Annotated in this window: 14 protein-coding genes; 11 read left to right on the top strand and 3 right to left on the bottom strand. The window is 73.7% G+C overall.

What is annotated here, in order from left to right; genetic code table 11:
* Positions 1 to 10 precede the first annotated feature (10 nt).
* Genes AB0881_RS24905 through AB0881_RS24895 form a run of 3 tightly spaced genes read right to left on the bottom strand, consistent with a single transcriptional unit; the run spans position 11 to position 2693 of the window.
* Positions 11 to 880: a patatin-like phospholipase family protein gene (locus AB0881_RS24905; RefSeq protein WP_366620380.1), complete on the bottom strand. Its 870-nt coding sequence runs from the start codon at positions 878 to 880 to the stop codon at positions 11 to 13.
* Positions 877 to 1653, bottom strand: coding sequence for a TIGR03943 family protein (locus AB0881_RS24900; protein WP_366620378.1), 777 nt, complete (start codon positions 1651 to 1653; stop codon positions 877 to 879). The genes AB0881_RS24905 and AB0881_RS24900 overlap by 4 nt, the downstream gene beginning before the upstream one ends.
* Positions 1650 to 2693 carry a permease gene (locus AB0881_RS24895; RefSeq protein ID WP_366620376.1) on the bottom strand — a complete coding sequence of 348 codons (1044 nt, stop codon included), beginning with the start codon at positions 2691 to 2693 and terminating at the stop codon, positions 1650 to 1652. Before AB0881_RS24895 ends, AB0881_RS24900 begins: the two co-directional genes overlap by 4 nt.
* 538 nt (positions 2694 to 3231) lie before the next feature.
* Between AB0881_RS24895 and AB0881_RS24890 the strand changes: the two genes are divergently transcribed.
* The 11 genes from AB0881_RS24890 to AB0881_RS24840 all read left to right on the top strand — a co-directional run bounded on the left by AB0881_RS24890 (position 3232) and on the right by AB0881_RS24840 (position 14631).
* The gene (locus tag AB0881_RS24890; protein WP_366620374.1) at positions 3232 to 3882 is read left to right on the top strand and encodes a hypothetical protein; all 651 of its coding nucleotides are present in this window, start codon (positions 3232 to 3234) and stop codon (positions 3880 to 3882) included.
* A 155-nt stretch (positions 3883 to 4037) separates the two neighbouring features.
* Positions 4038 to 5369 (top strand): lysine N(6)-hydroxylase/L-ornithine N(5)-oxygenase family protein, encoded by a 1332-nt coding sequence (locus AB0881_RS24885; protein WP_366620372.1) that lies wholly within the window; start codon positions 4038 to 4040, stop codon positions 5367 to 5369.
* A gap of 183 nt (positions 5370 to 5552) precedes the next feature.
* Positions 5553 to 6659: an endonuclease/exonuclease/phosphatase family protein gene (locus tag AB0881_RS24880; RefSeq protein ID WP_366620370.1), complete on the top strand. Its 1107-nt coding sequence runs from the start codon at positions 5553 to 5555 to the stop codon at positions 6657 to 6659.
* The gene (locus AB0881_RS24875; RefSeq protein WP_366620368.1) at positions 6656 to 7624 is read left to right on the top strand and encodes a DUF6772 family protein; all 969 of its coding nucleotides are present in this window, start codon (positions 6656 to 6658) and stop codon (positions 7622 to 7624) included. Before AB0881_RS24880 ends, AB0881_RS24875 begins: the two co-directional genes overlap by 4 nt.
* A complete protein-coding gene (locus tag AB0881_RS24870; RefSeq protein ID WP_366620367.1) occupies positions 7621 to 7980 on the top strand; it encodes a hypothetical protein in 360 nt (119 codons plus the stop codon). Before AB0881_RS24875 ends, AB0881_RS24870 begins: the two co-directional genes overlap by 4 nt.
* A gap of 17 nt (positions 7981 to 7997) precedes the next feature.
* Positions 7998 to 9506, top strand: coding sequence for an ABC transporter substrate-binding protein (locus tag AB0881_RS24865; protein ID WP_366620365.1), 1509 nt, complete (start codon positions 7998 to 8000; stop codon positions 9504 to 9506).
* Positions 9507 to 9573: 67 nt separating this feature from the next.
* Positions 9574 to 10638 carry a LacI family DNA-binding transcriptional regulator gene (locus tag AB0881_RS24860; RefSeq protein ID WP_366620363.1) on the top strand — a complete coding sequence of 355 codons (1065 nt, stop codon included), beginning with the start codon at positions 9574 to 9576 and terminating at the stop codon, positions 10636 to 10638.
* Positions 10638 to 11564 carry an ABC transporter permease gene (locus AB0881_RS24855; protein WP_366620361.1) on the top strand — a complete coding sequence of 309 codons (927 nt, stop codon included), beginning with the start codon at positions 10638 to 10640 and terminating at the stop codon, positions 11562 to 11564. The genes AB0881_RS24860 and AB0881_RS24855 overlap by 1 nt, the downstream gene beginning before the upstream one ends.
* Before the next feature lie 77 nt (positions 11565 to 11641).
* The gene (locus AB0881_RS24850; RefSeq protein ID WP_366620359.1) at positions 11642 to 12535 is read left to right on the top strand and encodes an ABC transporter permease; all 894 of its coding nucleotides are present in this window, start codon (positions 11642 to 11644) and stop codon (positions 12533 to 12535) included.
* 9 nt (positions 12536 to 12544) lie between these two features.
* The gene (locus AB0881_RS24845; RefSeq protein ID WP_366620357.1) at positions 12545 to 13597 is read left to right on the top strand and encodes an ABC transporter ATP-binding protein; all 1053 of its coding nucleotides are present in this window, start codon (positions 12545 to 12547) and stop codon (positions 13595 to 13597) included.
* A complete protein-coding gene (locus tag AB0881_RS24840; protein ID WP_366620355.1) occupies positions 13594 to 14631 on the top strand; it encodes an oligopeptide/dipeptide ABC transporter ATP-binding protein in 1038 nt (345 codons plus the stop codon). Before AB0881_RS24845 ends, AB0881_RS24840 begins: the two co-directional genes overlap by 4 nt.
* Positions 14632 to 14690 lie beyond the last annotated feature (59 nt).

Genomic DNA, 14690 nt, shown 5'->3' with positions numbered 1-14690 from the left:
GTGCCTCGGCTCACGCGTCCTCCCAGACGGCCCGCACGGCCTCGGCCACCGACGGCGCCTGGGCCCGCCCGGCGCGCGCCGCCGGGGCGCGGCCCGCGGGGTCCAGCGAGTTGCCGCCGAACGCCTCCCGTTCCGCGCGGCCCGGCGAGACCACGACCACCCGGGAGCCCGCGCGTCGCAGCGCGGCCACCTGCCGCCCCACGCTCGCCATCGGGCCGAACCCCGCCGTCGTGGGCGCCAGGACGAGCACGGCGCGGTGCCCGGCGGCCAGATCGGCGTTGGCGGCCGACCGCAGCCCGCCGTCGACGTAGCGGCGGCCGCCGATCGTCACCGGCGGCCAGACGCCGGGAACGGCGCAGCTGGCGCCCACGGCGTCCACCAGCGGCACCCCGGCCTCGCGGTCGAACACGGTGAACGCCCCCGTGAGCGCGTCCACGGCGGTGATCCGCAGCGGCCGGCCTGGCCACTCCCGGATCGGCAGGCGCGACTCGATCACGGCCCGCCGCTCGGCCTCGGGGACCGTCCGGGCAGCCAGCGCCTGCCGCCCGATCCGCGCCCCGAGCCCTTCGGGCGTGCGCGAGCGCACGGCCGCCCACGCCCAGCGCGCCACCACGGACCGGCCCACCCGGGCGGGGATCTCGTCCCCGGCGCCGGCCAGCTGCGCCCGGAAGCGCACCTCGGGTTCGATGCCCGAGGCCACCTGGGCGCCGACGATCGAGCCCGCCGACGTCCCGACGACCAGGTCGGCCGCGCCCGGATCGAGCCCGGCCTCGGCGAGCCCGGCCAGGATCCCCCACTCCCAGGCGATCCCGGTGATCCCGCCCCCGCCGAGCACGAGCGCCCGCCCGCCGGCCGCGGGCCCTGCCGTGCCGCCGGTCATTCGTACGGGTTCCTCGGCTTCTTGATCTTGGTGACCGACCGGCCCTGCAGCTCGTGCAGGCCGGAGACGGCGCGGCCCCGCGGCGGGCGCCAGGTGCCCACCACGCGGACCCAGGTGTCGGCGGGAGGCCGCTCCAGGCCGTGCACCACCACCGGGAACGGCACCGCGTCACCGGCGCAGCAGGCCATCTTGAGCCGGGTCACCTGCCAGCCGGGGCCGTCGGCGCGGGGGGTCACGAAGCCGGTCAGCTGGACCTGCACGTTCTGGAGGTACGGCGACTGCCCGGTCTGCGCCTCGTACGAGCGCCCGATGAACTCGCCCATGGTCATCGCCACCGGCGCACCGTTCTGAGGGAGGGGCCCGTAGCCCTGGGCCGGCGCGGCGGGCGGCTGCGCCTGGCGGCCGGTGTCGCGCCCCGCGGTGTACGAGCCGAGCGCCGGCGGCGCCACCACGAAGATCGCCAGTACGGGCAGGCACATCAGCCACGCGACGCGGGGCCCGCGGCCACCGTGGTCATGCCCGTGCCCGTCCCCCTCCGCGTCGCAGGGCGCGTGCTGGTGCTCGTGTCCGTGTCCGTGTCCGTCGTCCGGCCGGGCCCGCCACTCGCCGCGCAGCCCGGCGGCGCCCAGGGCGACCAGGACCGCGGCGGCCGCGACCAGCAGGTAGCGGAATCCGGGCTTGACGTAGTTGAGGTACTCGTCGGTGCCGAGGGTGATCCAGAGCACGGCGGCACCGATCACGATCAGCAGCAGGTTCTGGGCGGCCTTCGTCACAGCAGCATCATTCCTGTGATCGTGCTCACCGTCACGGCGAGGGCGAACGTCAGCGGGATGAAGCGGATCGCGAACCGGCGGCCGAAGAAGCCGGTCTGCAGCGCGATCAGCTTGAGGTCGACCATCGGGCCCACCACCAGGAACGCCAGCTTGGCGGTGGGGGAGAACTGGCTGAGGCTGGCGGCCACGAACGCGTCCGCCTCCGAGCAGATCGACATCAGCACGGCCAGCACCGACAGGACCAGGATGGAGGCCCACGGGATCCCGGCGACGCCGTTCACCGCGTCGGCGGGGACGGCCACGTTGATCGTGGCGGCCGCCATGCCGCCGACGACCAGGAAGCCGCCCGCGTGCATGATGTCGTGCCGCATGGCCTGGCGGAACGCCTCCCAGCGCGCGCCCGCGCCGGTCCCGGCGGCCGGCCGGGACGGGATCCTGATCCACTCGCCCTTGCCGAACAGCAGCCAGGCCCAGCCCGCCAGCACCGCCACGATCAGGGAGGCGGCGAACCGGCCGAGCACCATCTCCGGCGAGCCGGGGAACGCGACGGCGGTGGCGATCAGCACGATCGGGTTGATCGCCGGGGCGGCCAGCAGGAAGGTCAGCGCGGCGGCGGGCGCGACCCCGCGCGCCATCAGGCCGCCGGCCACCGGGACCGAGGCGCACTCGCAGCCCGGCAGCACGGCGCCCATCGCGCCCGCGACCGGGACGGCGGCGCCGGGCCGGCGGGGGAGCACCCGGTTCCAGAACGAGGGCGGCACGAACGCGGTGATCGCGGCCGACAGCGCGACCCCGAACACCAGGAAGGGCAGCGCCTGGACGCAGATCGCCACGAAGATCGTCGTCCAGGCGTCCAGCGCGCGGGCGTCGATCAGCGGGGCCGCGAAGATCCGGCCCGCGACCAGCGCGGCGGCCAGCAGGGCGAAGCCCCAGGCGGCGCGGGTGCCGGGGGCGGCGGGGCCACGGGAGCCCCAGTCGGACGGGGGGAGGAGGTCGTCGTCGGCCGTGCGGAGGCCGGCGGGATCGGTCATGCGGGTCATCGTTCCACAGGGATCCGCAAAGCCCGTACCGATCGGGCAGGACGATCCGGGAATCCTCGGACGGACCCGCTGGTTACACCTCCCGGGCACCACGACATAGAAGATCTACCTCCCCAAAGGTAAAGAAATGTGTGGTTTGCCCAAATCGTGGTAATGGCGCATATACTCGACGCCAGGTCGGGGTCAAAGCACCGTTGACCTGGCCAATCGCATAGTCGTCGCCCTCCCGCCCGCCAGGCGGGGCCTTCTTTCGCCGAGTCCAGGCCGCCCCCATGCAGCGGCCATCCGGACGGGCCCATGAGCCCCCGGTTCGGCATATCTCCCGCAGATAACGTTCGCGTTCCGCGCGTGCCCGCTCAGACGGTCGCGTGCCGTACCCGGACGGCGGTCCGCCATGTACGCGGGCCCTACTCGCTGCGGGGCGCCCCGCGACGGCTTCTTCCCGAGCTTCGAGCCTCGGGACCGTTTCCGCGCGCCAACGGGACTCCCCCTGTCCCTGCGCGAGACGGCATCCCTGACCGCCGAATAAAGGACTTTCATGCAGAAGCGAGCGCTCAACGTTGCCCTGACCGGTGTGACCGGTACCTGCCTGGCAGGCATGCTGGTGGCCGGTGTGGCCGCCGCCAGCGGTGATGACTCCGCTCAGCAGCAGAAGACGCCGTCGCAGACGCCGATGGCGCAGCAGGACTCCACGGAGAAGAACGACTCGGCCAAGACCCGCAGCCTGGCCGAGGCGGCCCGCAAGCCGGCCGCGAAGGACGCCGACGAGCCGGCGCGGAAGAAGGTCGAGAAGAAGGCCCTCCTGACCGGCAAGACGAAGGCCTCCTACTTCTGGGACGACGGCTCGGGCGTCAACGGCGACACCGGCGCCCCCGCCGGCGGCAAGCCGATGCAGAAGGGCCTGTTCGCCAGCCCGAGCTGGCCCATGCACACCAAGGTGAAGGTGAGCGCCAACGGCCGCAGCGTCACCGGCTTCGTGGGCGACCGCGGCCCGGGTGAGCCTTCTCACAGGGGCGTGATGCTCGACCTCGACACCTACACCTTCCGGTACCTGCTGGACGGCAAGAAGCCGAAGAGCAAGTACAACGCCGGTACCGGCGAGGGCCACATCAACGGCCTCAAGTACGAGGTCCTGGAGTGGGGCAAGGGCAAGGGCAACCGCGGCAAGCCGCAGCCCTTCGGCTCCTGACCCGGGCCCGGCGCGGGCCCGGCCCGCGCCCCGGAACGACCCGCGGACGCCCCGGCGATCACCCGATCGCCGGGGCGTCCGGCGTTGACCGTCCTGATCACCCGGTGCTTAGGTGGGGAGTGTTAGCTTAGCCTTACCTAAGAAGGAGCTCCCCCGTGTCCCAGCCGGGTGACCGACCGTACGACATCGTGGGCGTGGGCTTCGGCCCGGCCAACCTCGCCCTGGCCGTCGCGCTGGAGGAGCACAACGCGCGGGCCGCCCCCGCCGACCGGCTGACCGCGGCCTTCGTGGAGCGCCAGCCCGGGTTCGGCTGGCACCGGGGGATGCTGATCGAGGGCGCGACCATGCAGGTGTCGTTCCTGAAGGACCTGGTCACGCTGCGGGACCCGGCCAGCGGCTTCACCTTCCTCTCCTACCTGAAGGAGAAGGGGCGCCTGGTCGACTTCATCAACCACAAGACGTTCTTCCCGACCCGGGTGGAGTTCCACGACTACCTGTCGTGGGCCGCCGCCCGGGTCGAGCATTTCGTGCGGTACGGCACCGAGGCCGTGTCCGCCGCCCCCGTCGAGGACGGCGAGGGCGGCGTCACCGGGTTCGCGGTGACCGTCCGCGACGCCTCGGGCGCCGAACGGGTCCTGCGCGCCCGCGACCTGGTCGTCGGCGGCGGGCTCCAGCCCTCCCTGCCCGAGGGCGTCGAGGCGTCCGGGCGGGTCTGGCACAACCGCGACCTCCTCACCCGGCTCGCCGGGATGGAGGGCCCGCCGCCCGCCCGCTGGACGGTGATCGGCGCCGGCCAGAGCGCGGCCGAGGTCGCCGACCACCTGCACCGGACGTATCCGGACGCCGAAGTGTGCGCGATCTTCGCCCGGTACGGCTACAGCCCGGCCGACGACAGCCCGTTCGCCAACCGGATCTTCGACCCGGCGGCGGTCGACGACTTCCACGGCGCGCCCGAGGAGGTGAAGGAGCGGCTGCTGGACTACCACCGGGGCACCAACTACTCCGTCGTCGACCTGGACCTGATCGAGGAGCTGTACCGCCGCTCGTACCAGGAGAAGGTGCTGGGCCGGGAACGGCTGCGGATCCTCAACGCCTGCCGGGTGCTGGACGTCCGCGAGACCCCGGACGGGGTCCGGACGGCGTACGAGTTCCTGCCCACGGGCGAGCGGCACGAGCTGGACTCGGGCGTCGTGGTCTGCGCTACCGGCTACCGGCCGTACGACGTCCTGGGCCTGCTCGGCCCGGCGGCCGGGCTGTGCGAGCGCGACGAGCGGGGCCGGGTCCGGGTGGAGCGCGACTACCGGATCAGGACGGTTCCGGGAGTGCGCGCGGGGGTCTATCTCCAGGGCGGCACCGAGCACACGCACGGCATCACCTCGTCGCTGCTGTCCAACGGTGCCGTCCGGGCCGGGGAGATCCTCGGCTCGCTCCTGGCCCGCCGCGCCGATCCGGCCGCCGCGCGTCCGGAGGCGGTGGCGGTCGGCTAGCGCCGCGGACCATGCGCTGAGCGCGGCGACGCGCGCGCCGACCCGCCCGTCCGGCCCTTCGGCCGGGCGGGCGGGTCGCCTTCTATTCGGCTCTTGACAGTGGAGTGGCGGCCGATCCATGGTGTGTGAGCGATCACGTTAACGTTAATGTGACGAAGCCTACACCGAAAGGCCTCCCGAAGCATGAGGACGTTCCGTCCCCCCGCCCGCCTGGCGGGCACGCTGGCCGCGGCCGCCTGCGCCGCCGCGCTGGCCGTGCCCGCTCCACCCGCGTCCGCCTCCCCGGCGCCCGCCGGCCGGCCCGCGCACAAGCTCGACCTGCGGGTCGCCACGTACAACGTCTGCGGGCACGGCTGCCTGCCGACCAAGGAGATCTGCGAGGCGACCATCGGCCGCGACTGCGCCACCAAGCTGCCGCCGTGGGCGGACGGGCGCGCCGCCGCCGTGGCGGACGACATCGCCAGGGCCCGCGCCGGCGTCGTGGTCACCCAGGAGATCGGCAACAACGCCACCCCGACGCAGCCGATCGTCGACGTGGAGTCGTTCCGCAAGCCGCTCACCGAAGCGATGCGCGCACGCGGCTACGGGGAGGCGCCCGCCGACTACGCCGGTGCCCGCCATCCGGAGCAGGGCTACCCGCTGAAGTCCGGCGCCGGGCGCTACACCTACTACGACGCCCGCCGCTTCTCCCACCTGGACGAACGGGGCCGGGAACTGCCGCACGACCTCCTCTGGCTCCCCGACTCCACCGAGATCTACGGCAAGACGATGACGTGGAACACCCTGCGCGACCGCAGGACCGGCATGCGCTTCGTCGTCGTCAACATGCACCTGGAGTACCGCAAGAACGGCGCCACCGACCCCAACGGCTGGACCAAGAACTGGGACCAGGTGCGCTACGCCGACGCGCGCCGCACGGCCGAGTACCTCACGCGCGGCAACGCCTACACCCGAAAGCTGCCGGTCGTGTTCGCCGGGGACATGAACTCCGCCTCCCAGGAGGACGGCGCCAGCTCCTACGACGCGTTCGCCGACCTCGGCTACAGCGACGCCCACGAGACCGCGCGGCGGCGGGCCGGCGACGAGTACCTGTCGTTCAACGGCGGCAAGATCCCGCTGCCGAAGGGGGCGGACAAGATCGACCACATCTTCGTCAAGGCCGGGACGCCGGTCCGGCGCTGGACGCTCGTCCCGCAGACGACCGCGCAGGCCGGCGCGGCGTGGGACCTGCTGCGCTCGGACCACAACCTGGTGCACGCCGACGTACGGATCGAGGAGCCCGCCCGATGACCGCCACCGACTCCACCACGAGCTCCGCTTCGGCCGCCGACCTCGCCGCCGCGCTGCGCCTGGCCGACCCGGAGCTCTCCCGATTCAGCCCCCTGAAGCGGATCCTGGCGTACGACCAGTTCAACACCGGCACGCACGGCTGGATCGAGCTGCTGGGCAACTACGACGGCCACGGGAACCTCGCCACGGTCGACGACCACATGCGCGACTTCCGGCCGCCCCAGCTCAGCTCCTGCGACTTCTTCGACGTGGGCACCCACGGCGCGATGTCGGGCACCTACGCGCTGAAGGTCGCCACCCGGCCCGTCACCGGCCACACCGCCGTCGCCATCCGGCGGCTGACCATGGCGGGCCGCGGCCGGGTCCAGTTCGAGGCGTACCTGACCTTCAAGACCGAGGCGCACTCGGCGGAGAACCAGGCCGCGACCAAGGCCGGCGCCGGCGAATGGGACGCGAACCTGCACCCGTCCGAGCAGCAGTTCGGCGCGTTCACCATCGCCACCGACATCTGCGACGGCGTCCGCTACCACTGCGTCGCCCGGTACCTGAACACCGGCCTCGACAACGAGATGCGCCGCGAGTGGGTGTACCCGACCGTCCCGGAGCCGACGCCGCGCGAGCACTTCGAGGGCAAGCTCAAACTGCCGCCGACCGCGGACTTCACCGCACCGGACCCGGACGACTGGAAGCCGTTCGGCGGCCCGCAGGAGCTCTGCTACAACGAGGTGCCGACCAAGGTCAACTGGCACTACGTCCGCTGGGTGATCGACACCAGCACCCGCTCCAACGTGGAGCTGCAGGTCAACGACGTCGTGTACGACATGAGCGACGTGCCGGTGCCGCCGTACGAGGAGGAGTACGGCTCGCTGGGCAACCTGCTCAACTTCTACGTCTCCGTCAGGACGCACACCGACGTGCGCAACTTCCTGTACCTGGACTCGGCACTGATCTCGGTGGACTGGTGAGGAGCTTGACCAACATGCGCGAGTCGTTCACCGCCGTACTCGAACGCGCCCGCACCCTGACGGGCGAGTTCGCGACCGAGCCGTACGAGGCGGCCTGGGCCGCCGAGGCGCGCTGGTTCGTCCGGACGCTGGACCGCACCGACCCCGGCACCCGGCTGCGGGTCACCACCCAGATCTCCCCCGACGGGCTGAACTGGTGCGACCTGGAGCCCGCCCGCGAGCTGACCGGAGACCTGGAGAGCTGGACGTCCAGCGAGTTCGGCGGCTGGCTGCGGCTGAAGGGCACGGTCGAGTCCGACTCCGGAGCCGAGTCCCCGGGCGCCAACGTGATGATCTACCTGGCGCTGAAGAGCTAGCGCGGAGAGGAGGCGGCATGGAGTTGCGGAGGCGCGAGTTCCTCGCCCTGGCCGGGCTGGCGGCGTCCGCCGTCGCGCTCGGCGGCTGCGCCCGGGCGGGCGCGGCCGCGCCGGACGGGTCGCTGCGCGCCGCGTTCGGGCAGCCCGTCACCGACCTGGACCCGTACAACGCGGGCACGGCGGTGGACGAGGCGTCGCTGATCGTCAAGCGGCTGGTGTTCGACACGCTGGTCCGCCGCGACGGGGAGCGGCTCGTCCCGGGCCTGGCCACCTCGTGGCGGCGGACCGGCGACACGACCTGGGAGTTCGAGCTGCGGCGGGGCGCGCGGTTCCACGACGGGGGAGCGGTCACCGCCCGCGACGTCGTGGCCTGCCTCGACCGCACCAAGGCCGTGAAATCGGCGCAGAGCGCGCTGTGGGCGACGGTCAAGGCCGCGAAGGCGGACGGCGACCACCGGGTCGTCTTCGAGACCGACGGGCCGATGGCGACGCTGCCGGTCAACCTGACCCTGCTGTTCGTCGTCCCGGCGCGGCTCGTCGCCGACCCGGCCCAGAAGCGCCGGCCGATCGGCTCCGGGCCGTTCCGGGTCACCGGGTTCACCCCCTCGACGAACGTCGAGCTGGCCCGGTTCGACGCCCACTGGAACGGCCCCGCCGGGCTGCCGGGCATCTCCATGCCGTTCATCGCCGAGACCTCCAGCGCGATCACGGCGCTGCGCAACGGCGACGTGGACCTGCTCTGGCCGGTCCCGTCCGACCAGCTCGGCGAGGTCCGCGGGCGGCGCGGCGTCCGGGTCGAGACGGTGCCGAGCTGGACCTACTACCTGACCTGGTTCAACTGCGGGCGCGCGCCGTTCACCGACCCGCGGGTGCGGCGCGCGATGGTCCAGGCGCTGGACCTGGAGGAGATCGTCGGCAAGCTGTTCGGGGCGGGCGCCGAGCGGATGCGCGCGCCGATCCCGTCCACCGTGTTCGGGTACGCCGAGCAGCCGCCGTACGCCCACGACCCCGGCGCCGCCCGCAGGGCGCTGCGGGACGCGGGCCACCCGGACGGCTTCACCACCACGATGATGTGGTTCGACGCGACCGGGCCGCTGGCCCGCGAGCTGGCCCAGTCGATGATCTCGGCCTGGGACGAGATCGGGGTGAAGGTCGCCCCGCAGAGCGTCGAGAAGGCCCAGTGGCTCCAGCGCCTCAACGCGCTCGACTGGGACATGGAGCTGCAGACCAACACGGTGACGACCGGTGACGCCGCGTTCACCCTCGGCCGCCTGTACACCTCGAAGGCCAACCGGATGGGCTACCGGAACCCCGCGCTCGACAAGGTCCTCGCCGCGGCGGGCGCGGAGGCCGACACCGCGGCCCGGGAGCGGCTGTACGCCGAGGCCTGCCGGACCATCTGGTCGGACGCGGTCGGGATCTTCCCGGCCGCGCTCACCACCGCGTACGGGCTCGGGTCGGGCGTCACCGGCTTCACGCCGGCCGCGAACAACCAGCCGGACCTGTCCGCGGTCCGCAGAGGGTGATGCCCATGAACCGCACTCTGACGACCGCGGCCGCCCCCGGTGGCCGCGGCACCCACCGGAGGACGCCATGACGCCACGCCGCAGGGCCACCCTGCGCGACATCGCCGAGGCGCTCGACCTGTCGGTCAACACCGTGTCCCGCGCGCTGGCCGGCAAGGACGCGGTGAGCGCCGAGACCCGCGAGCGGGTCCGGCGGGAGGCCGAGCGGCTCGGATACGTGCCGAACACGATGGCGCGGTCCCTGGTGCTGCGGAACGCGATGACGATCGGGCTGGTCATCACCAACCCGTCCAACCCGTTCTACGCCCGGCTGATCAGCGCGATCGAGGAGCGCGGCCGCGTGCACGGCTACTCGCTCATGCTGATGGTCACCGAGGACAGCGCCGACAACGAGCGGCGGGTCGTCGAGGAGCTCATGCGCTGGGGCGTGGACGGCGTCCTGGCCGTCCCGGTGCAGCACGGCACCGAGCACTGGGAGCGGCTCGACAAGTCCGGCACCCCGGTCGTCCTGGTGAACCGCGACCTGCCCGGCCTGGACGCCGACCTGGTCGGCGTCGACTACCGCGACAGCGCCCGGCGCGCCACCGAGGTGCTCATCGCCGCGGGCGCCCGCGACCTGTACCTGGTCGAGGAGGACCTGGACATCTCCCCGGTCGCCGACCGTGTCCGCGGGTTCCGGGAGGTGCTGGCCGAGAACGGCGTCACGGTCGGCGACGACCACCTGATCAGGGTTCCCACGCGGCGCCGCGAGGCCAGCTCGCAGCCCTGGGACCCGATCGACTCCTACGCGATCGGCCGCGACCTCGCCCGGCGGGTGGCCCCCGGGAGCGCCGTCCTGGCCGGGAACGACTACTTCGCGCTCGGGCTGTACCGGGCGTTCACCGAGCACGGGCTGCGGATCCCCGAGGACGTCGCCGTGGCCGGCCACGGCGACCACCCCTTCGCCGCCTACCTCGCGCCCCCGCTGACCACCGTGCGGCTGCCCGCCGCGCGGGTCGGCGCCACCGCCGTGGACCGGCTCCTCGAACGGATGGCGGGACCCGGCACCGGCCGGGACGCCGCCGGCCCGCCCGGCCAGATCCTGCTTCCCGCCGAGGTCGTCGTCCGCGCTTCCATCCCGGAGGTGCCCTGATGGGCCGGTTCCTGCTCCGCCGCGCCGGGCAGGCGGTCGTCGTCGCCCTCGGCGCGATCAGCCTGGTGTTCGTCGTCGTACGGGTCGTGCCCGGCGATCCGGCCACCCTCATCCTCGGCCCCGACGCGGCCCCCGACCAGATCGCCTCGGTCCGGGCCGACTTCGGCCTCGACCGCCCGCTCTGGCAGCAGTACCTGACCCACATGGGCGAGGTCCTGCGCGGCGACTTCGGCGACTCGTGGCGGCTCGGCGGCGGCGCCATGGCCGCGACGCTGGACCGGTTCCCCGCCACGCTGGCGCTCGCCGCGCTGGCCCTTCTGATCACCATCGCGGCCGGCTTCCCGCTCGGCATGGCCTGCGCCCGCCGGCCCGGCCGGATCGCCGACCTGGTGGTGTCCACCGGGTCGCTGGTCGGGCAGGCGCTGCCGTCGTTCTGGGTCGGCATCGTGCTGATCCTGATCTTCGCGCGCACGCTGAACTGGCTGCCCAGCACCGCCGGCGGCGGCGCCCTGGCGGTGATCCTGCCCTCGGTGACGCTCGCGCTGCCGTTCGTCGGCTGGCTCGCCCGGCTCGTGCGCAACGGCGCGCTGGAGGAGGGCGCCAAGGACTACGTCCGCACGGCGCGCGCCAAGGGCACCGGCGAGACCGCCGTCATGTACGTCCACGTCGCCCGCAACATCGCCCTGCCCGTCGTCACCGTCCTCGGGCTGCTGATGGGCAACTTCATCGCCAACGCCGTCATCGTCGAGGTGGTGTTCTCCTGGCCGGGCATCGGGTCGCTGATGGTCGACGCCATCACCAACCGCGACTACGCGGTGGTGGAGGCCGCCATCGTGACGATCACCGTCTCCTACATCGCGCTCAACCTGCTCGTCGACGCCCTGTGCGTGGCCCTCGACCCGCGCCTTACCCCTGAGAACGCGTGACCCCCGAGAACACGTGACCCCCGAGAACACGTGACCCCCGAGAACGCCTGACCCCGAGAAACCTAGGGGATCCGCTCATGAGCACCATCGCCCCCGCCCCTCCGGTGCCCGCCCCGGCCACCGCGTCCGGCGGCACCGGACGCCGCCGGCTGCCCGCGATCGCCTGGGTCGGCCTGGCCGTCCTGGCCCTGTTCGTCCTCGCCGCGCTCGCCGGCCCGCTGCTGCGGCCGTACGACCCGGTCGCGACCGACCTGCCGCACCGCCTGCTGGCACCGGGCGCACGGCTCGGCGACGGCTCCGTCGCCTGGCTCGGCACCGACCAGGTCGGCCGCGACATGCTCGCGACGCTCCTGGCCGGCAGCCGCGTCTCGCTCGTCGTCGCGCTCGCCACCGTCGTCATCGGCGGCGCAGTCGGACTCGTCGCGGGCCTGGCGGCCGGCTACTTCGGCGGCTGGACCGACACCGTGCTGTCCCGGATCGGCGACGTCCAGCTCGCCTTCCCGTCGATCCTGCTGGCCATCCTGATCGCCGGGGTGCTCGGCCCCAGCATCACCAACATCGTCATCACCCTGGCGGTGACCCGCTGGGTCATCTTCGCCCGCGTCGTGCGCGCCTCGGCGCTGGCCACCCGGGAACTGGAGTTCGTCGACTCCGCCCGCGTCCTCGGCGCCGGCCACCTGCGCATCCTGTTCCGGCACGTGCTGCCGAACTGCTGGCAGCCGCTGCTGGTCGCGACGACCGTGCAGATCGGCCTGACCATGGTCGCCGAGGCGTCGCTGAGCTTCCTCGGCCTCGGCATCCCGCCGGACGCCGCGTCGTGGGGCGCGACGGTCTCGGCGGGCCGCGACTACCTCGGCTCCGCCTGGTGGATCTCCACCATGCCCGCGCTCGCGCTGGCCGCCGTGGTGACCGCCGTCGGCGTGGTCGGCGACGCGTTCCGCGACCTGGCCGACCCGCGGGCCCAGCTCTGAGAGGCACCCATGACCATCTCCGCCCCCCACCCCGCCCCCGCCCCGCCCCCGGGACCCGCCGGCGAGCCCGCCGCCGAGCTGCGCGACGTCCACATCGGCTTCCGCTCGGGACGGCACGTCACCCCCGTCGTACGGGGGATCTCCCTCGCCCTGCGCCGCGGCCGGGTGCTCGCGCTGGTCGGCGAGTCCGGCAGCGGCAAGAGCCTGACCTCGCTCGCGCTGATCGGGCTGCTGCCGCCCGGCGCCGAACTCACCGCCGGCTCGGTCCGGCTCGGCGGCGAGGACACCGGCGGGTTCTCCGCCCGCCGCTGGCGCGAGGCCCGCGGTGGCCGGGTCGCCATGGTGTTCCAGGACCCGATGGCCGCGCTCAACCCCGGCTTCCCGGTCGGCTGGCAGATCGCCGAGCCGTTCCGGCGCCGGCTCGGCCTCGGCCGCCGGGAGGCCCGGGAGCGGGCCGTCGCGCTGATGCGCGAGGTCGGCATCGCGGACGCCCCGGCGCGCTTCGGCGACCATCCGCACGAGTTCTCCGGAGGCATGCGGCAGCGCGCCGTGATCGCGATGGCGCTGGCGCTCGAACCGGCGGTGCTGCTGGCCGACGAGCCGACGACCGCGCTGGACGTCACCGTCCAGGCGCAGATCCTCGACCTGCTCGCGCAGCGGCAGCGCGAGGACGACCTCGCCACCCTGCTCGTCTCGCACGACCTCGGCGTCGTCGCGCGGCTCGCCCAGGACATCGCGGTCATGTACGCGGGCCGGATCGTCGAGCAGGGACCCCTGGACGCCGTCTACACCCGGCCCGCGCACCCGTACACGCTCGGGCTCCTGGAGGCGATGCCGGAGGCCGCCGATCCCGGCGAGGGGAACTCGGGCGGCAGGCTCAAGCCGATCCCCGGCGTGCCGCCCGACCCGCGCCGGCCGCCGGGCGGCTGCGCCTTCCACCCGCGCTGCCCGTTCGCGACCGACCTCTGCCGCGCCGAGGACCCGCCGCTCATCGAGATCGGCGGCGGCCGCGCCACCGCCTGCCACCACTCCGACCAGGTGCTCACCGAGGAGTCCGCATGACCGTCACCGAACCCGGCGCCGCGCCCGAGGACACCGGGACCGTCCTCAAGGTCAGCGGGCTGGAGGCCGGCTACGAACGGCCCGGCAGGCACGGGTTCGGGCGTACCCGGGTGCCCGTCGTCGCCGGGATCGACCTGGCCGTGCGGGCCGGCCGCACGCTCGGCGTCGTCGGCGAGTCCGGCTGCGGCAAGTCCACGCTCGCCCGCGCGATCGTGGGGCTGCGGCCGCCGTTCGCCGGGACGATCGAGTTCGCCGGTGCCGACCTGGCCGCCGCGCCGCCCCGGCGGCGGCGCCGGCTGAGCCGCGACCTGCAGATGGTGTTCCAGGACCCCTACACCTCCCTGAACCCGCGGATGACGGTCGCCGCCGTCATCGCCGAGGGCTGGAGCGTGCATCCGGGCATCGTCCCCCGCGACCGCCGGGACGCCGAGGTCGCGCGGCTGCTGGAGCTGGTCGGGCTGCGCGCCGACCACGGCGGCCGGCGCCTGCACGAGCTGTCGGGCGGGCAGTGCCAGCGCGTCGCCATCGCCAGGGCGCTCGCGCTGCGGCCCCGGCTCATCGTGTGCGACGAGGCGGTGTCGGCGCTGGACGTGTCGGTCCGCGCGCAGATCCTCAACCTGCTCGCCGACCTGCAGGCCGAGCTGGACGTGGCGTACCTGTTCATCTCCCACGACCTGGACGTCGTCCGGCACATCTCCCACGACGTCGCGGTCATGTACCTCGGCACCGTCGTCGAGTACGGCACCGCCGCCGACGTCTTCGGCGACCCGCAGCATCCCTACACGCGCGCGCTGCTGTCGGCGGCCCCGTCCGTGCACGACCGGCCGGAGTCGGCCGCGGGCGGCATCGTCCTCACGGGCGAGGTGCCCTCCCCGGCGGCGCCGCCGAGCGGGTGCAGGTTCCGCACCCGCTGCTACATGGCCACCGACGCGTGCGCGGCGGACGTCCCGGCGCTGGAGCCCCGGGACGGGCTGCCGCAATCGGTCGCCTGCCACTTCGCGGACTCCGCCGGATCCACCGCCCCGCCGCCCTAGCCGCGGGCGGGATCGCTATGAACGCCGGTTTTCGTCAACCGGAGGGCGGGCGGGCCCGT

The organism is Spirillospora sp. NPDC029432 (assembly GCF_040703975.1).
Classification (GTDB): Bacteria; Actinomycetota; Actinomycetes; order Streptosporangiales; family Streptosporangiaceae; genus Spirillospora.
Note: the sequence above shows the minus strand (reverse complement) of the source record. Positions and strands in the feature narration are given on the sequence as shown.